Raw genomic sequence first — 16678 nt, 5'->3', positions numbered from 1 at the left:
CCGCATGCCGCCCGCGCGCGGACTCCGGCCCCGGGCCACTCACCCCGGCGACCCCGGCGACCTCGGCGACCGGGAGGTCACTCACCCCCGCTGGCGGGCCGTCCGACGCCGCAGCGCCGCGGACCATCCGTTCCACCGGCGGCTCCAGGCCGCGGACGACGCCGACAGGCGTGCCGCCACCTCCCAGGCCACCCGGGCGGCCGAGCGCGGCAGGAGCAGCGCCCGCAGCCGGGCCCGCCTGTCCGCCCCTGCCCCCAGCCCTGCCCGCACCCGGTGCACGTCGTCCACCAGGCCACTGGTCGGCCGCGGCTGCGGCGCGTACAGCACCTGTTCCACCGCGCCCGCCGCCCGGTGCACCGCCTCGGCCGGCCCGCCGTCCAGTGCGCCCAGCCGGACGATCCGCGCGGCCGTCCTGCGCGGCGTCTGCGACTCGTCGGGCTGAATGCCCAGGTCCCACGCGGAATCGGTGATCTCCCGCCAGGCAGCCAGGGTCCTGGCCGCCGCGTCCGTCGGGCTGCGCCCGCCCGAGCCAAGCCGCCGGGCCCGCACCCGGGTCCGCCACAACAACGGCAGCATCGGCAGCAGCAGAGCCGCCGCGACGCCCAGCGCGATACCCACGACCGTGCCCGTCGGCAGGCCGGTGTCCGTCGGGCCGGCCGGTGCCGCCTGATCGTCCCGGCCGCACTCGCCCATCCGGCGCGCCTCGGCCGGGCAGGTGTCCGCCGGGTCCGGCGCGGCACTGGGCTCGCCGGCCGTCCCCGGGGACGGCCGCGAGGGGTCGCTGGGGTTGGCCGCCGGGACGTCCTCACGCGTGTACTCGGGCGCGGTGCCCCGCGTCGGGGTCGGTTCGAACCGGGTCCAGCCGAGCCCCTCGAAGTACAGCTCCGGCCAGGCGTGCGCGTCCCGCAGCCCGACCGACATCGTGTCGCCCGACTTGGCCGCGCCCGGAGTGAAGCCCACCGCGACCCGCGCCGGAATGTTCAGGGTCCGCGCCATCGCCGCCATCGAGAAGGCGAAGTGGATGCAGAAGCCCTCCTTCCGCTCCAGGAAGCGGACGATGGCCGTCGTCCCGGTACCCGACTGCACCTGGGTGTCGTACGAGAAACCGCCCTCGGAGGCGAACCAGTTCTGGAGGGTGCGGGCCCGCTCGTAGTCGTTCGTGGCACGGCTGGTCACCTGGCGGGCCGTCCGCTCGACCACCGGCGGGAGCGACTCGGGGACCCGCGTGTACTCCCTGCGCACATCGGCGGGCGGGGGCGGAGCCGCAGCGAGCTGCTCCTTCGTCGGCTGCACGGCCAGACTGCGGACGTTGTACTCCACGCCGCTGGTGGTCTGTCCCTGATCGCCGACGAGGGTGCGGCCCTCCGGCTCGAAGCGCCAGCGCTTGCCGACGTTGACCTGCGTGGCGGGGAACGGCAGGGGCAGCCATATCTGCGCGTACGAGTCGGCGGCCCGGATGTTCGTGCTGACCTCGGTCGTGGGGACGTCCTGGCCCAGCCCCGCGGGGCGGGGGAACGGATCGGGGACGTCCCTGACCTTGCGCTCGGACGACTTCCACGCCGTGCCGTCGAACTGGTCGAGCGCGACGAGCCGCAGATACATGTCCTGGGTCTGCTGCGCCGTCGTGCGGTAGCGCAGCACCTCCCGGTCGACCGGCTGGTTCAGGCTGTCCTGGAGGGAGACGACGGGGTTCACCGCGGAAATGGTGCCGCCGCCCCCTCCGCCCCCGCGCCCCGGGCCGCTGCCGCCGATCAGCCCGCCGTCGAGCGCGGGCAGCACGGCGGGCACCGCGAGGGCGATGCCCAGGGTGAAGATGCCGATGCGCCGTCCCGTACGGAGCGGGGCGAGCGGCGAACCGCTGCCGCGCTCCAGTCCTCCGGCGCTCTGCCGGCGGGGCCCGGCCCCGCCGAACACCCGGCCCCACTGCGAGATCCGGTCCCTCCCCTCGGCCAGGAGCAGCAGCAGGTACCCGGAGGCCGCCAGCAGGAACCACATCCAGCTCGCACCGCCCCCGGAGAGCCCGGCGGCCACCGAGTACAGGGCGAGCAGGGGAAGCCCGGCGGGGGCCGCGCTGCGGAACGTGACCGCGAGCGCGTCCACCGCGAGACCGATGAACAGCACCCCGCCCACCAGCATCAGCCGGATGCCCTCGGAGGCCGGAGCCGGGATCGCGTACCGGTTGACGTCCGCGGTGCCCGAGGTCAGCAGCCGCCCGAACTCCCCGACGGCGTCGGGCCCCGGCAGCACCCCGAGCACCGCTTGGTCTCCGGCGAACAGCAGCGTCAGCAACCCCATCGACACCACGAGTTGCACCGCGACGGTCAGTGTCCTGGCCAGCGGCACCCGCCGAGCGAGTGTCCCGACCGCCGCCTGCACGGCGACCAGCAGCGCCGCCTGGAAGAACCAGCCGGCCTCCGTGACCAGCGGAATCATGGCGCCGGAGGCCATCAGTGTGGCGGCCAGCGCACACCACGTCATCCGCACCTGCCCGCTCATGACGTCCCTCCGCCCGTGACGGGCCGGCGCCCGGCGGCCAACCCTCTGCCGATGGGACGAGTCCGCGCGAACGGGTCCGCGCCCCCGGCCAGTGCCTCGGTCACGACCAGCCCCCCGAGATCCCCGACATCCCCGATGTCCCCGTCTTCATGCTCCTGGTGTCGGCGCCGCCGTTGCGCTGCGCCTCGGCCTGCCGCCACAGGTCCGGCAGGGGCGCCCCCGGCCCCACCGGGACGGCCGTCCAGCCCGCGTCACGCAGCAGCCGCAACCGCTCCTCCGCCTGCTCCCGCAATGCCTCGGCGGGGCCTTGTTCGGCGGTCCACAGCGCACTGTCCGCGACGAAGGCGACGGCCCCGCCGCTGCGCTGCCGCATCTGGGCGGCCACGGCCGCCTGCGTGTCGTCCAGGTCGCCGAAGAAGGCGAGCAGCAGGCCCTCGTTGCCGCCCCGCAGGACGTCGTACGCAGGCGAGAGCCCGCCGCCCTCGGAGTGCCCGACGACTGCGAGGGTGTCCATCATCAGCCCCGCCGAGTCGGCCGACTCCTGGGTGGAACCGGTGAATCCGCCTCCGCCGTCGCCCGGCACGGAAGTGCCCGTGTCCGTCAACAGGCGTACGGAAAACCCCCGTTCGAGCATGTGCACCAGCGCGGACGCCGCCCCCGACACCGCCCACTCGAAGGCCGAGTCGGGGCCCGCGCCCGCGTACGCCTCCCGACGGGTGTCCAGCAGGACCGTGCAGCGGGCCCGTTGCGGCTGCTCCTCGCGGCGCACCATCAGTTCGCCGTAGCGGGCGGTGGAGCGCCAGTGCACCCGGCGCAGGTCGTCGCCGTGCCGGTAGCCGCGCGGAATGATGTCGTCCTCGCCGGCCAGCGCCAGTGACCGCAGCCGCCCGTCGCCGTACCCGTTGGCCTCGCCACTCAGCCGCACCGGAGGCAGGGCCACCACCCGGGGGATCACCGTCAGCGTGTCGTACGCGCTGAAGGACCGGCTCAGCTCGCACATCCCGAACGGGTCGGTCAGCCGCAGTTGCAGGGGTCCCAGCGGATACCGCCCGCGCAGGTCTGAGCGCACCCGGTAGGACACCTCGCGCCGGCCGCCCGCCTCCACCTTGTCCAGTACGAAGCGGGGGCGCGGCCCCAGCACGTACGGCACCCGGTCCTGGAGCATCAGGAGCCCGGTGGGCAGCCGCGACACGTTGTCCATCCGCAGGTGCACCCGCGCCTCGGACCCGGCGGGCACCCGTGCGGGCGTCAGCCGGCGGCTGCCCGCGACCCGGTAGCGGGTGCGGTACAGCACCAGCACGCACATCAGCGGCAGTACCGCCAGGAGCAGCCCCACCCGGAGCAGGTCGCCCTGGCCCAGAACGTACGCGCAGCCGGCCGCGGCGAGTCCGGCCGCCAGGAAGGACCGGCCGCGCGTGGTCAGCCCGGACAGCGCCGCCCGTACCCCGCCCCTCTCCCCGGGTACGGCCTCGGGCCCCGCGGCCGGCATCACAGCGGCCGGACGCCGGGCGAGCCGTTGTACGGCGGAGCGGCCACGGGCCCGCTGGTCGGCACCGGGGTCCGCTGGAGGATCTCCGTGACGACCTGCTCGGCCGTGCGCCGGTTCAACTGGGCCTGTGCGGTCGGCAGCAGCCGGTGCGCGAGCACGGCCACCGCCAGGGCCTGTACGTCGTCAGGCAGCGCGTAGTCCCGGCCGCCGAGCGCGGCGGAGGCCTTCGCCGCCCGCAGCAGATGCAGGGTGGCCCGGGGAGAGGCGCCCAGGCGCAGGTCGGGGTGGGTGCGGGTGGCGCCGACCAGTTCGACCGCGTAGCGCCGTACCGCCTCCGCCACGTGCACGGTGCGCACCGCGTCGATCAGTTTCACGATGTCGTGCGCGTGCGCCACCGGCTGGAGGTCGTCCAGCGGCGAGACGCCGCCGTGCACGTCCAGCATCTGCAATTCCGCCTCGGGGGAGGGGTACCCGATGGAGACGCGCGCCATGAAGCGGTCGCGCTGGGCCTCCGGCAGCGGGTAGGTGCCCTCCATCTCGACCGGGTTCTGGGTGGCGACCACCATGAACGGGTTGGGCAGTTCGTACGTCTGCCCGTCGATGGTCACCTGCCGCTCCTCCATGGACTCCAGGAGCGCGGACTGGGTCTTGGGTGAGGCGCGGTTGATCTCGTCGCCGATCACGATCTGCGCGAAGATCGCACCCGGCTTGAACTCGAAGTCGCGCCGCTGCTGGTCGTAGATCGACACACCGGTGATGTCCGACGGCAGCAGGTCCGGCGTGAACTGGATGCGCCGCACCGAACAGTCGATGGATCTCGCCAGGGCCTTCGCCAGCATCGTCTTGCCGACGCCCGGCACGTCCTCGATGAGCAGATGCCCCTCGGCGAGGAGCACCGTCAGCGAAAGCCGTACGACCTCCGGCTTGCCCTCGATCACGGCCTCCACCGACGTGCGGACGCGCTCCGCCGTGGTGGTCAGATCCGTAAGGCTCGCTCGATCGTCATAGGTCGTCACCCGGCCCTCCTCGGCCCCTACGGGCCGGCGTCACGACGACGCGAGCGGCCCACACCTGAACACGGACAGCCCGGCCGGAGGGTTCCCGGCCGGATGTCACGTAGGCATTCTTGTTGGCGTGAGCGCTTCGTGTCACTCGCCTGTGGACAAGTGAGTGCGAAATGCCGGACTTGGGGCTTTTTTGTGCGCGATCAGGTGGTGAATCAGGCCGGGTCGATCTCCCGCAGGAGTCCCTTCGTGACGTCGAAGACGAAGCCGCGGACATCATCGGTGTGCAGCAGGAAGGGGGACGTGCGCACCCGCTGCATCGACTGCCGGACGTCCTGGTCCACGTCCCGGAACGCCTCGACGGCCCAGGACGGACGCTGGCCCACCTCGTCCTCCAGTTCGTGCCGGAAGTCCTCGGTCAGGGACTCCAGGCCGCAGGTGGTGTGGTGGATGAGCAGGACGCTGCGGGTGCCGAGCGCCCGCTGGCTGATGGTGAGCGAGCGGATCACGTCGTCGGTCACCACACCGCCCGCGTTGCGGATGGTGTGGCAGTCGCCCAGTTCCAGACCGAGCGCGTCGTGCAGATCGAGGCGGGCGTCCATGCAGGCGACCACGGCGACGCGCAGCACCGGGCGCGCGTCCATTCCCGGGTCCTCGAAGCCGGCGGCGTACCGCTCATTGGCTGCGACGAGACGGTCGATGACGGACGGGTCGACGGAATCGTCGGAGAAGGATGCGGAAGTCGACATGGCTACGACGGTAATGGCCGCCGCGGCCCGGGGCCTGCCGGGGGCCGGGAAAATGATCGCCAACCGGACCTGCTGTGAGCTAACGCACAGGACCTTCTCAAGGGGTGGATCGCCTTCCCTCTTCCGGGTGAGAAGCCGGCCCCCGCCCCGGGTGACGGGAACGGCACGCGGCACGTCGGCCGTTGATTGACCGCGGGGACCCGTGGACTAAAGTGACGCGTTGTACGAAATCCAGCAGTTCCCCCCGCGCGCGGCGGTACGCGCAGACGATCGAGTCGCGCGCTCCTGTTTCGAGAGGGCGCATGAGCCAGACCCGACACGTCCCGGTGATGCTCCAGCGGTGCCTGGACATGCTGGCTCCGGCCATCGCCGAGCCCGGAGCGGTCGTCGTCGACTGCACCCTGGGGCTCGGCGGCCACAGCGAGGCCCTCCTCACCCAGTTCCCCGGGGTCCGCCTGATCGGCCTCGACCGGGACAAGGAGGCGCTGCGCCTCTCCGGCGAGCGCCTCGCACCCTTCGGCGACCGGGCCACCCTGGTGCACGCGGTGTACGACGAACTGCCCGACGTACTGGAGCGGCTCGACACGCCGCGCGTGCACGGCGTCCTGTTCGACCTCGGGGTCTCCTCGATGCAGCTCGACGAGGCCGACCGGGGTTTCGCCTACGCCCAGGACGCCCCGCTCGACATGCGCATGGACCAGAGCGTCGGCATGAGCGCCGCCGAGGTCCTCAACACCTACGCACCGGGCGAACTGGTCCGCATCCTGCGCCAGTACGGCGAGGAGAAGCAGGCCAAGCGGATCGTCTCGGCCGTCGTGCGCGAACGCGCCAAGGAGCCCTTCAGCAACAGCGCCCGCCTGGTCGAGCTGATCCGCGACTCGCTGCCGCAGGCCGCCAAGCGCACCGGCGGCAACCCCGCCAAGCGCACCTTCCAGGCGCTGCGCATCGAGGTCAACGGCGAACTGGACAGCGTGGAGGCCGCCATCCCGGCGGCCGTGCGGGCCGTGCGCGTCGGCGGCCGGGTCGTGGTCATGTCGTACCAGTCGCTGGAGGACCGCATCGTCAAGCAGGTCTTCGCCGCGGGCGCGGCCAACACCGCGCCGCCGGGCCTGCCCGTGGTGCCCGAGCGCTACCAGCCCCGCCTGAAGCTGCTCACGCGCGGCGCCGAACTGCCCACCGAGGAAGAGGTCGCCGAGAACCGCCGGGCGGCGCCCGCCCGGCTGCGCGGCGCCCAGCGCATCCGGGAGGAAGGAACCGAGTGAGCGGACCGGCCGAGCAGTTGAGGGGGAGGGCCGCGCGGCTTTCCCGGCTGTTGCCGTCGGGCCCCAACCAGGCGGCCCGCACGCCCTTCGTGCTGCTGGTCGTGGTGCTGCTCGGCGGCGGGCTGATCAGTCTGCTCATGCTGAACTCGGCACTCAACGAGGGTTCGTTCAGGCTGAACGACCTCAAGAAGCAGACCACCGAGCTCACCGACGAGGAACAGCAGCTCCAGCGCGACGTCGACGACCGCTCGGCACCCGGCGCCCTGGAGCGCAGGGCCCGCGAACTGGGCATGGTGCCCGGCGGCTCCCCGGCCTTCCTCGACCCCGACGGCAGGGTACGGGGCACGCCGAGCGAGGCGCCCCCGCCGGAGCCGGCCCCCGAACCCGTACGCCCGCAGGGAGCCCCGGCCGCCGCACAGGACGCCCTCCCGGCCCCGCCGCCCGCCGGCCCGCCCGCCACGGCCCCCGCGGGCCCGCCCGCCACGACCTCCTCGATCCCGCCCGCCACGAGCCCGCCGCCCGCCGAGCCGCCGGGGAACGCCAGTACCACCGCCCCGACGCCCGCGCAGCAGCCCCCGACGACCTCCGGCAGGTGACGCAGTGCCCCCGAAGGCTGGACCTCCGCAAGACGACGTGCCGCGCCGGCGGGTCCCCGCCCCCGGCCGGCCCGCAGGCCGCAGGCCCGCCCCCGCCGCCCGCAGGCCCGCCGCCCGGCCGGCCGCGAAGGCGGGTCCCCGGTCCGCCGCCAGGCCCAAGCAGCTGCGGCTCGGCAGTCCCAAGCCCCGGCTGCGCCTGGTCAGCCTGGGGCTGACGCTGGTGATGCTGGCCTTCGTCGTACGGCTGTTCCAGGTGCAGGCCGTCGACGCGGCCACGTACACCGACAAGGCCGAGCGGCAGCGGCAGGCCAGGCACACCCTGGCCGCCGTGCGCGGCGAGATCACCGACCGCACCGGCATCGCGCTCGCCGCCAGCGTCGCCGCGCACGACATCACCGCCGACCCGTACCTGTTCACCCCCGAGCAGAGCAAGCTCCCCGACGCCCCGCAGCAGGCCGCGGACCTCCTCGCCCCGATCCTCGACACCACCCCCGCCGTACTGGCGAAGAAGCTCGCCATGCCCAAGTCGCGCTACGTCGTCCTGGCACGCCGTCAGACCCCGCAGGTCTGGAAGCAGATCAAGGACCTCAAGAGCGTGTACGGGGACAAGGCGGCCGCCGCGAACCGCCGCAAGCAGGACTCCGCGGCCAACCTCCTCGGCGGCATCCTCCAGGAGCCCAGCAGCGCCCGCGTCTACCCCAACGGCGACCTGGCCGCCGGGATACTGGGCTACGTCAACGCCGAGGGCAAGGGCGCCGGCGGCCTGGAGGTCCAGCTGAACGAGGAACTCGCGGGCCGGGACGGCGAGATCACCTTCGCCCAGGCGAACGGCCGCCGCGTCCCCACCGCGGGAGCCGACGAGACCCCCGCGGTGCCCGGCTCCGACATCGAACTGACCATCGACCGCGACATCCAATGGGCGGCGCAGAGCGCGATCGAGGCGCAGGTCGAGAAGTCCCACGCGGACCGCGGGTACGTCATCGTGCAGGACACCCGTACCCACGAGGTCCTCGCCATGGCCAACGCCCCGGGCTTCGACCCCAACGACCTCTCCCAGGCCAACTCCGCCGCCATGGGCAACGCCGCCCTGCAGGACGCGTACGAGCCGGGCTCCACCTCCAAGATCATGTCCCTGGCGGCCGTGCTGGAGGAGAAGAAGGCGACCCCCGCCACCCACGTCGTCGTCCCCAACCGCCTCAAGCGGGGCGACCGCCTCTTCAAGGACGACGTAGACCACCCGACCTGGTACCTGACCCTCAACGGCGTCCTCGCCAAGTCCTCCAACATCGGCACCATCCTGGCCACCGGAGAACTCGGCGCCACCCAGGGCGAGGCGAACCGGGTCCTCCACTCGTACCTGACGAAGTTCGGCATCGGCCGCCGCAGCGGACTCGGCTTCCCCGGCGAGACCTCCGGCATCCTGGCCGCGCCGGACAAGTGGTCCACCTCGCAGCAGTACACGATCCCGTTCGGCCAGGGCCTGTCCGTCAACGCGATGCAGGCGGCCTCCGTCTACTCGACCATCGCCAACGGGGGAGTGCGGATCGAGCCGACCCTGGTACGGGGCACGAAGGGGCCGGACGGCCGCTTCACCCCCGCCCCCGCCCCCAAGAAGACCCGCGTGGTCAGCGAACAGACCGCCAGGACCCTCGCGCAGATGCTGGAGTCCGTGGTCGACGACGAGGAGGGCACCGGCACCAAGGCGCGCATCCCCGGCTACCGCGTCGGCGGCAAGACCGGTACGTCCAACCGGGTGGACCCGCGGACCGGCCGGTACAAGGGCTACACCGCCTCCTTCGCCGGCTTCGCCCCCGCCGACAAGCCCCGCATCACCGTCTACTGCGCCATCCAGAACCCCACCAGGGGCAGCTACTTCGGCGGCCAGATCTGCGGCCCGGTCCACAAGCAGGTCATGGAGTTCGCCCTGAAGTCCCTCCAGGTCGCCCCGACCGGCGGCACGCCCCCGCACCTGCCGGTCTCCTTCGACCCGGGAAGCTGACCGGGCCCCGGGCCGGTGCGCACCGGCCCGGGGGACTGGCCGAAAACATCCGGAACGAAACCGACAAATCCGGCCCTCCGTGGAAACCCACAGTGCGAACCGGAAACCCTCAGTGACAACCCTCACCAACGACCGCGGAAAACGGGTTGCACGGGCCCCCTGCTTTCGCCCGGACCCCGTCGCGCCGGGTACGCTCACCGCCGTGCCACACGCTGATCAGTCCCAAACCACCCAGAAGGACGCCCCGGTGAACTACCCCGGGGCGCCCAGGCCGGACCGGGTCCGCCCGACGACCCTCGGGGAGCTGGCCGAACGGCTGGGCATCGAGTCCCCAGGACCTGGAGAGACCACCGGAATCACCCACGACTCCCGCGCGGTGCGCCCCGGCGACATCTACGCGGCCCTGCCGGGCGCCCGCCTCCACGGCGCGGACTTCGCCTCGCAGGCCGCCGAACTCGGCGCCGCCGCGGTCCTCACCGACCTCACGGGCGCCGCACGCGCCGCCGCCACCGGGCTGCCCGTCCTCGCCGTCGACAACCCGCGCTCCCACATGGGCCAGCTCGCCGCCGACATCTACGGCAACCCCGGCCGCGACCTGCTCCAGATCGGCATCACCGGAACCTCCGGCAAGACCACCACGGCGTACCTCGTCGAAGGCGGTCTCAAGGCGGCCGGCGACCTCCCCGGGCTCATCGGCACGGTCGAGATGCGGATCGGCGACGAGCGGATCAAGTCCGAACGGACCACGCCCGAGGCCACCGACCTCCAGGCCCTGTTCGCCGTCATGCGCGAACGGGGCGTCACCTCGGTCGCCATGGAGGTTTCCAGCCACGCCCTGGTGCTAGGCCGGGTCGACGCCTGCGTCTTCGACGTCGCCGTCTTCAACAACCTGAGCCCCGAGCACATGGAGTTCCACTCCGACATGGAGGACTACTTCCAGGCGAAGGCGATGCTCTTCACCCCGGAGCGGTCCCGGCTCGGCGTCCTCAACGTCGACGACGCGTACGGCCGCCGCCTGGTCACCGAGGCCGGCGTCCCCGTCATCACGTTCTCCGCCGAGGGCCACCCGGACGCCGACTGGCGTGCGGAGAAGGTCGAAGTCGGCCCGCAGTCCAGCACGTTCACCGCGCTCGGCCCCCACGGCGAGCACATCCGTGCGACCGCCCCGCTGCCCGGCCCGTTCAACGTCGCCAACACTCTCGCCGCGATCGTCACCCTCGCCGCCGCCGGGTACGACCCGCAGACCGCCGCCGACGGCATCGCCGCCGTCCCCGGCGTGCCGGGCCGCCTGGAGCGCGTCGACGCGGGCCAGGACTACCTCGCCGTCGTCGACTACGCCCACAAGACGGACGCCGTCGAGTCGGTCCTGCGCGCCCTGCGCAAGGTCACCGAGGGCGACATCCACATCGTGCTCGGCTGCGGTGGCGACCGCGACCAACAGAAGCGCGGACCCATGGGAGCGGCAGCCGCACGGCTCGCCGACACCGCCGTACTGACCTCGGACAACCCGCGCTCCGAAGACCCCCTCGCCATCCTCGCCACCATGCTCGCGGGCGCCGCCGAGGTGCCCGCGCACGAGCGCGGCGACGTCGCCGTCTTCGAGGACCGGGCCGCCGCCATCGCCGAGGCAGTCGCCCGCGCGAAGACCGGCGACACCGTCCTCGTGGCGGGCAAGGGCCACGAACAGGGCCAGGACATCGCCGGAGTGGTACGCCCCTTCGACGACCGCAAGGTGCTGCGCGACGCCATCGAGCGCCGCCGGCACGAGATGGGATGAAGCAGTGATCGCCCTCTCCCTCGCCGAGATCGCCGACCTCGTCAGCGGACAACCGCACGACATACCGGACACGAGCCTCACTGTCACCGGTCCTGTCGTCATCGACTCCCGGCAGGTCCGTCCCGGCAGCCTCTTCGCCGCGTACGCGGGTGAACGCGCCGACGGCCACGACTTCGCCCAGCGCGCGGTCGACGCGGGCGCCGTGGCCGTACTGGCCACCCGTCCCGTCGGCGTACCCGCGATCGTCGTCCCCGACGTGACCGAGGCGCTCGGCGCACTCGCGCGCAGCGTCGTCGCCCGCCTGGGCGCCGACGTGGTCGCCCTCACCGGCTCCGCGGGCAAGACCAGCACCAAGGACCTGATCGCCCAGCTCCTGGAGCGCAAGGCCCCCACGGTCTACACGGAGGGCAGCCTCAACAACGAGATCGGCCTCCCGCTCACCGCCCTGCGGACCGTCGGGGACACCCGGCACCTGGTCCTGGAGATGGGCGCCCGGGGCATCGGCCACATCCGCCACCTGACGGAGCTCGTCCCGCCGCGCATCGGCCTCGTCCTCAACGTCGGGACCGCGCACGTCGGCGAGTTCGGCAGCCGCGAGAACATCGCCGTCGCCAAGGGCGAGATGGTGGAGTCGCTCCCCGAGGACGGCGTCGCCGTCCTCAACGCGGACGACGGCCTCGTACGGGAGATGGCCTCGCGCACCAAGGCACGGGTGCTGTACTTCGGCGAGGCCGAGTCCGCGGACGTACGGGCCGAGAACGTACGCCTGACGGAACTGGGACAGCCGGCCTTCACGCTCTGCACACCCTCCGGGTGCAGTGACGTGACCATGCGGCTGTACGGTGAGCACCACGTGTCGAACGCGCTCGCCGCGGCCGCCGTCGCCCATGAGCTGGGCATGTCCGCAGACGAGATCGCCGTGGCGCTCTCCGAGGCGGGCACCCTCTCCCGCTGGCGCATGGAGGTCACCGAGCGTCCTGACGGCGTGACGGTTGTCAACGACGCCTACAACGCGAACCCCGAATCCATGCGAGCCGCCCTGCGCGCGCTCGCGGCAATGGGCGAGGCCTCACGGGCAAGGGGGGGACGGACGTGGGCGGTGCTCGGTCACATGGCCGAGCTGGGAGACGCCTCGCTCGTCGAGCACGACGCGGTCGGACGGCTCGCCGTCCGGCTCAACGTCAGCAAGCTGGTGGCAGTCGGGGGCCGGGAAGCGTCCTGGCTGCAACTGGGCGCCTATAACGAGGGTTCGTGGGGTGAGGAGTCGGTGCACGTGTCCGACACGCAGGCGGCGATCGACCTGTTGCGCGAGGAACTGCGCCCGGGGGACGTCGTGCTGGTGAAGGCATCCAGGTCGGTCGGCCTCGAAGCGGTCGCCCAGGCACTGCTCGAACCCGCCACCGAGGGTGAGGTCGCCGGCGCATGAGCCAGATCCTCTTCGCAGGGGCCATCGGCCTCTTCCTGACGCTCATCGGCACCCCGCTGCTGATCAAGCTGCTCGCCCGCAAGGGCTACGGCCAGTTCATCCGTGACGACGGCCCGCGCGGCCACCACGGCAAGCGGGGCACGCCCACCATGGGTGGCATCGCCTTCATCATGGCCACGCTCATCGCCTACGCCCTGACGAAGGTGCTGACGTCCAGTCAGCCGACGCTGTCCGGCGTGCTGGTGCTGTTCCTGATGGCGGGCATGGGCCTGGTCGGCTTCCTCGACGACTACATCAAGATCGTCAAGCAGCGTTCGCTGGGCCTGCGGGCCAAGGCGAAGATGCTCGGCCAGCTGATCGTCGGCATCGCCTTCGCGGTGCTGTCGCTCAACTTCGCCGACAGCCGCGGCCAGACCCCCGCCTCCGACCGGCTGTCCTTCGTCACGGACTTCGGCTGGTCGATCACACCGGTGCTGTTCGTGGTGTGGGCGCTGTTCATGATCCTCGCGATGTCGAACGGCGTGAACCTCACCGACGGCCTCGACGGTCTCGCCACCGGCGCCTCCGTGATGGTCTTCGGCGCGTACACCTTCATCGGCCTGTGGCAGTTCCAGGAGGCGTGTGCCAACGCCACCAGCCTCACCAACCCGAACGCCTGCTTCGAGGTGCGCGACCCGCTCGACCTCGCGGTCGTCGCCTCGGCCCTGATGGGTTCCTGCTTCGGCTTCCTGTGGTGGAACACCTCGCCCGCCAAGATCTTCATGGGCGACACCGGCTCGCTCGCCCTGGGCGGCGCGCTCGCCGGACTGGCGATCTGCTCCCGTACGGAACTGCTCCTGGCCATCCTCGGCGGGCTCTTCGTCCTCATCACCATGTCGGTGGTCATCCAGGTCGGCTCGTTCAAGATGACCCGCAAGCGGGTCTTCCGGATGGCCCCGCTCCAGCACCACTTCGAGCTCAAGGGGTGGTCCGAAGTCCTTGTCGTGGTCCGCTTCTGGATCATCCAGGGCATGTGCGTGATCGTCGGTCTCGGTCTCTTCTACGCAGGATGGGCAGCCGGCAAGTGACCACCCAGGCATCCTGGAACGGCAAGCACATCACCGTCGCCGGTCTCGGCGTGAGCGGCATCAGCGCCGCCCGCGCCCTGGCCGGCCTCGGCGCCCGCATCACCGTCGTCGACGGCGGCGACAGCGCCACGCACCGGGCCCGCGCAGCGGAACTCGAAAGCGAAGGCATCGCCGTACGGCTCAACGACGCGGAGTCCCTCCCCGGGGCAACCGAACTGGTCGTCACCTCGCCCGGCTGGCCGCCCTCCAGCCCGCTCTTCGCGTACGCGGCCAAGGCCGGCGTCGACGTCGTCGGCGACGTGGAGATCGCCTGGCGGCTGCGCGGCCCCGACGCCCCCCCGTGGCTGGCGATCACCGGCACCAACGGCAAGACGACGACCACGCAGATGCTCGCGTCGATCCTGACGGCGGCAGGCCTGCGTACCGCCGCCGTCGGCAACATCGGCACCCCGATCGTCGACGTGGTCCTCGACGGCGCGAAGTACGACGTCCTCGCCGTCGAGCTCTCCAGCTACCAGCTGCACTGGGCACCGTCCCTGCGCGCCCACTCCGCCGCCGTCCTCAACCTGGCCCCCGACCACCTCGACTGGCACGGCTCCATGGACGCCTACGCCGCCGACAAGGGCCGCGTCTACGAGGGCAACCAGGTGGCCTGCGTCTACAACACCGCGGACCCCGCCACCGAGCACCTGGTCCGTGAGGCCGACGTCGAAGAGGGCTGCCGCGCCATCGGCTTCACCCTGAACACCCCCGGCCCCTCCCAGCTCGGCGTCGTCGACGGCATCCTCGTCGACCGCGCCTTCGTCGCCAACCGGCAGAAGAACGCCCAGGAGCTCGCCGAGGTCGCGGACGTCCAGCCGCCCGCCCCGCACAACATCGCCAATGCCCTCGCGGCCGCCGCGCTGGCCCGTGCGTACGGCGTGAAGCCCGCGGCCGTACGGGAGGGCCTGCGCGCCTTCCGTCCGGACGCGCACCGCATCGAGCACGTCGCGGACGTGGCGGGCGTCGCGTACGTCGACGACTCCAAGGCCACCAACACGCACGCCGCCGAGGCCTCCCTGGCCGCCTACGAGTCCATCGTCTGGATCGCCGGCGGGCTCGCCAAGGGCGCCACCTTCGACGACCTCGTCGCCAGGTCGGCACCGCGCCTGCGCGGCGTCGTCCTGATCGGCGCGGACCGTGCCCTGATCCGCGAAGCCCTGGCGCGACACGCGCCCGAGGTGCCCGTGGTCGACCTCGACCGGACCGACACTGGGGCACTGGAGGCGGCCGTCCGCGAGGCGGCCGCACTCGCGGGCCCGGGGGACACGGTGCTGATGGCCCCGGCCTGCGCCTCGATGGACATGTTCGCCAACTACAACAAGCGCGGCGAGGCCTTCGCCGACGCCGTGCGCGAACTGGCCGCGACCCGGGCGGACGACGGCCACTAGACACCCCGGCCGGCGACCGGCCCCGGCTCATCAGCGCAACTGTTGTCGGAGGGGACCACCGAGATGCCGGTCACGGCCAGAAGAACGTCAGGCAGCCGTCCCGCCGCCCCGCGCGGCGGGACGGGCCCCGGCCGCCTCCGCGGCCCCAGCGGCCCCCGGAGGCTGTACGAGCAGCTCCACAGGGCCTGGGACCGGCCCCTGACGGCGTACTACGTCATCCTGGGCAGCTCGCTGCTGATCACCGGCCTCGGCCTGGTGATGGTCTACTCCGCGTCGATGATCCAGGCACTGCGCTTCGACCTGCCCGGCTCGTACTTCTTCCGCAAGCAGCTCCTGGCCGCCTGCATCGGCGGCGTCCTGCTGCTGATCGCCTCCCGCATGCCGCTCAAGCTGCACCGCGCGCTGTCCTACCCGCTGCTGGCGGGCACGGTCTTCCTGATGGCGCTCGTGCAGGTCCCCGGGATAGGACACGCGGTCAACGGCAACCAGAACTGGATCTCCGTCGGCGGCCCCTTCCAGCTCCAGCCCAGCGAGTTCGGCAAGCTGGCGCTGATCCTGTGGGGCGCCGACCTGCTCGCCCGCAAACAGGACAAGAACCTCCTCGCCCAGTGGAAGCACATGCTGGTGCCGCTGGTCCCGGTCGCGTTCATGCTGCTGGGGCTGATCATGCTCGGCGGCGACATGGGCACCGCGGTGATCCTCACCGCCGTCCTGTTCGGCCTGCTGTGGCTGGCGGGCGCGCCCACCCGGCTGTTCGTGGGGGTGCTCGCCGTGTCCGCCACCCTCGGCTTCCTGCTGGTCACCTCCAGCCCCAACCGGATGTCCCGGCTCGAATGCGTCCTGCAGAGCGAGATGATCGGCGACCGCTGCCAGCAGGCCGTGCACGGAATCTACGCCCTCGCATCCGGCGGCTGGTTCGGATCCGGACTGGGTGCGAGTGTGGAAAAATGGGGTCAACTCCCCGAGCCCCACAACGACTTCATCTTCGCCATCACCGGCGAGGAACTGGGTCTGGCGGGGACGCTGTCGGTACTCGCCCTGTTCGCGGCCCTAGGCTATGCGGGTATCCGCGTGGCCGGACGCACGGAGGACCCCTTCGTGAGGTACGCCGCGGGAGGCGTGACCACCTGGATCATGGCGCAGGCCGTGGTCAACATCGGTGCGGTGCTCGGCCTGTTGCCGATCGCCGGGGTCCCGCTCCCGCTGTTCTCGTACGGGGGCTCCGCCCTGCTTCCGACCATGTTCGCCGTAGGGTTGCTGATCGCCTTCGCGCGTCAGGACCCGGCGGCGCGGGGCGCACTGGCCATGAGGCGGCCCGGGACGAGATGGAAGACGATGAGACGGCGCGTTACCAAGCGTCCGTCCGGAGAGCGGTGAATTTCG

12 protein-coding genes are annotated in these 16678 nt (G+C 72.2%); 8 read left to right on the top strand and 4 right to left on the bottom strand.

The window, feature by feature from the left end:
- Nucleotides 1-81: 81 nt before the first annotated feature.
- From HNQ79_RS00895 to HNQ79_RS00880, 4 genes are all read right to left on the bottom strand, one after another.
- Nucleotides 82-2496 (bottom strand): transglutaminase TgpA family protein, encoded by a 2415-nt coding sequence (locus HNQ79_RS00895; protein ID WP_185025734.1) that lies wholly within the window; start codon nt 2494-2496, stop codon nt 82-84.
- A gap of 100 nt (nt 2497-2596) precedes the next feature.
- On the bottom strand, nt 2597-3985 hold the full coding sequence (locus tag HNQ79_RS00890; RefSeq protein WP_185025732.1) for a DUF58 domain-containing protein: 1389 nt from the start codon (nt 3983-3985) through the stop codon (nt 2597-2599).
- Complete coding sequence (locus tag HNQ79_RS00885) at nt 3985-5001, bottom strand: AAA family ATPase (RefSeq protein WP_185025730.1); 1017 nt, start codon at nt 4999-5001, stop codon at nt 3985-3987. Before HNQ79_RS00885 ends, HNQ79_RS00890 begins: the two co-directional genes overlap by 1 nt.
- Before the next feature lie 203 nt (nt 5002-5204).
- Nucleotides 5205-5738: a beta-class carbonic anhydrase gene (locus HNQ79_RS00880; RefSeq protein WP_185025728.1), complete on the bottom strand. Its 534-nt coding sequence runs from the start codon at nt 5736-5738 to the stop codon at nt 5205-5207.
- Between the two features lie 302 nt (nt 5739-6040).
- Here HNQ79_RS00880 and rsmH point away from each other — a divergent pair, with 302 nt between their 5' ends.
- The 8 genes from rsmH (at nt 6041) to ftsW (ending at nt 16672) form a co-directional block, all read left to right on the top strand.
- On the top strand, nt 6041-7000 hold the full coding sequence (gene rsmH / locus HNQ79_RS00875) for a 16S rRNA (cytosine(1402)-N(4))-methyltransferase RsmH (protein WP_185025726.1): 960 nt from the start codon (nt 6041-6043) through the stop codon (nt 6998-7000).
- On the top strand, nt 6997-7596 hold the full coding sequence (ftsL, locus tag HNQ79_RS00870) for a cell division protein FtsL (protein ID WP_185025724.1): 600 nt from the start codon (nt 6997-6999) through the stop codon (nt 7594-7596). Before rsmH ends, ftsL begins: the two co-directional genes overlap by 4 nt.
- 4 nt (nt 7597-7600) lie before the next feature.
- On the top strand, nt 7601-9595 hold the full coding sequence (locus HNQ79_RS00865) for a peptidoglycan D,D-transpeptidase FtsI family protein (protein ID WP_185025722.1): 1995 nt from the start codon (nt 7601-7603) through the stop codon (nt 9593-9595).
- A gap of 112 nt (nt 9596-9707) precedes the next feature.
- Nucleotides 9708-11372 carry a UDP-N-acetylmuramoyl-L-alanyl-D-glutamate--2,6-diaminopimelate ligase gene (locus HNQ79_RS00860; RefSeq protein ID WP_185025720.1) on the top strand — a complete coding sequence of 555 codons (1665 nt, stop codon included), beginning with the start codon at nt 9708-9710 and terminating at the stop codon, nt 11370-11372.
- 4 nt (nt 11373-11376) lie between these two features.
- On the top strand, nt 11377-12798 hold the full coding sequence (locus tag HNQ79_RS00855) for a UDP-N-acetylmuramoyl-tripeptide--D-alanyl-D-alanine ligase (protein WP_185025718.1): 1422 nt from the start codon (nt 11377-11379) through the stop codon (nt 12796-12798).
- Nucleotides 12795-13865: a phospho-N-acetylmuramoyl-pentapeptide-transferase gene (gene mraY / locus HNQ79_RS00850; protein ID WP_185025716.1), complete on the top strand. Its 1071-nt coding sequence runs from the start codon at nt 12795-12797 to the stop codon at nt 13863-13865. The genes HNQ79_RS00855 and mraY overlap by 4 nt, the downstream gene beginning before the upstream one ends.
- On the top strand, nt 13862-15295 hold the full coding sequence (gene murD / locus HNQ79_RS00845; RefSeq protein ID WP_229923161.1) for a UDP-N-acetylmuramoyl-L-alanine--D-glutamate ligase: 1434 nt from the start codon (nt 13862-13864) through the stop codon (nt 15293-15295). Before mraY ends, murD begins: the two co-directional genes overlap by 4 nt.
- A 63-nt stretch (nt 15296-15358) precedes the next feature.
- A complete protein-coding gene (gene ftsW, locus HNQ79_RS00840) occupies nt 15359-16672 on the top strand; it encodes a putative lipid II flippase FtsW (protein ID WP_185025712.1) in 1314 nt (437 codons plus the stop codon).
- The last annotated feature ends 6 nt before the right edge of the window (nt 16673-16678 follow it).

It is taken from the genome of Streptomyces candidus, from assembly GCF_014207445.1.
Classification (GTDB): Bacteria; Actinomycetota; Actinomycetes; order Streptomycetales; family Streptomycetaceae; genus Streptomyces; species Streptomyces candidus.
The sequence above is the reverse complement of the archived record's forward strand: the minus strand, read 5'-3'. Positions and strand labels throughout refer to the sequence as shown.

Coding starts and splice junctions, on each gene's coding strand:
- HNQ79_RS00895 (WP_185025734.1), bottom strand. CDS start 2,496: ATGAGCGGGCAGGTGCGGATGACGTGGTGTGCGCTGGCCGCCACACTG.
- HNQ79_RS00890 (WP_185025732.1), bottom strand. CDS start 3,985: ATGCCGGCCGCGGGGCCCGAGGCCGTACCCGGGGAGAGGGGCGGGGTA.
- HNQ79_RS00880 (WP_185025728.1), bottom strand. CDS start 5,738: ATGTCGACTTCCGCATCCTTCTCCGACGATTCCGTCGACCCGTCCGTC.
- rsmH (WP_185025726.1), top strand. CDS start 6,041: ATGAGCCAGACCCGACACGTCCCGGTGATGCTCCAGCGGTGCCTGGAC.
- mraY (WP_185025716.1), top strand. CDS start 12,795: ATGAGCCAGATCCTCTTCGCAGGGGCCATCGGCCTCTTCCTGACGCTC.
- ftsW (WP_185025712.1), top strand. CDS start 15,359: ATGCCGGTCACGGCCAGAAGAACGTCAGGCAGCCGTCCCGCCGCCCCG.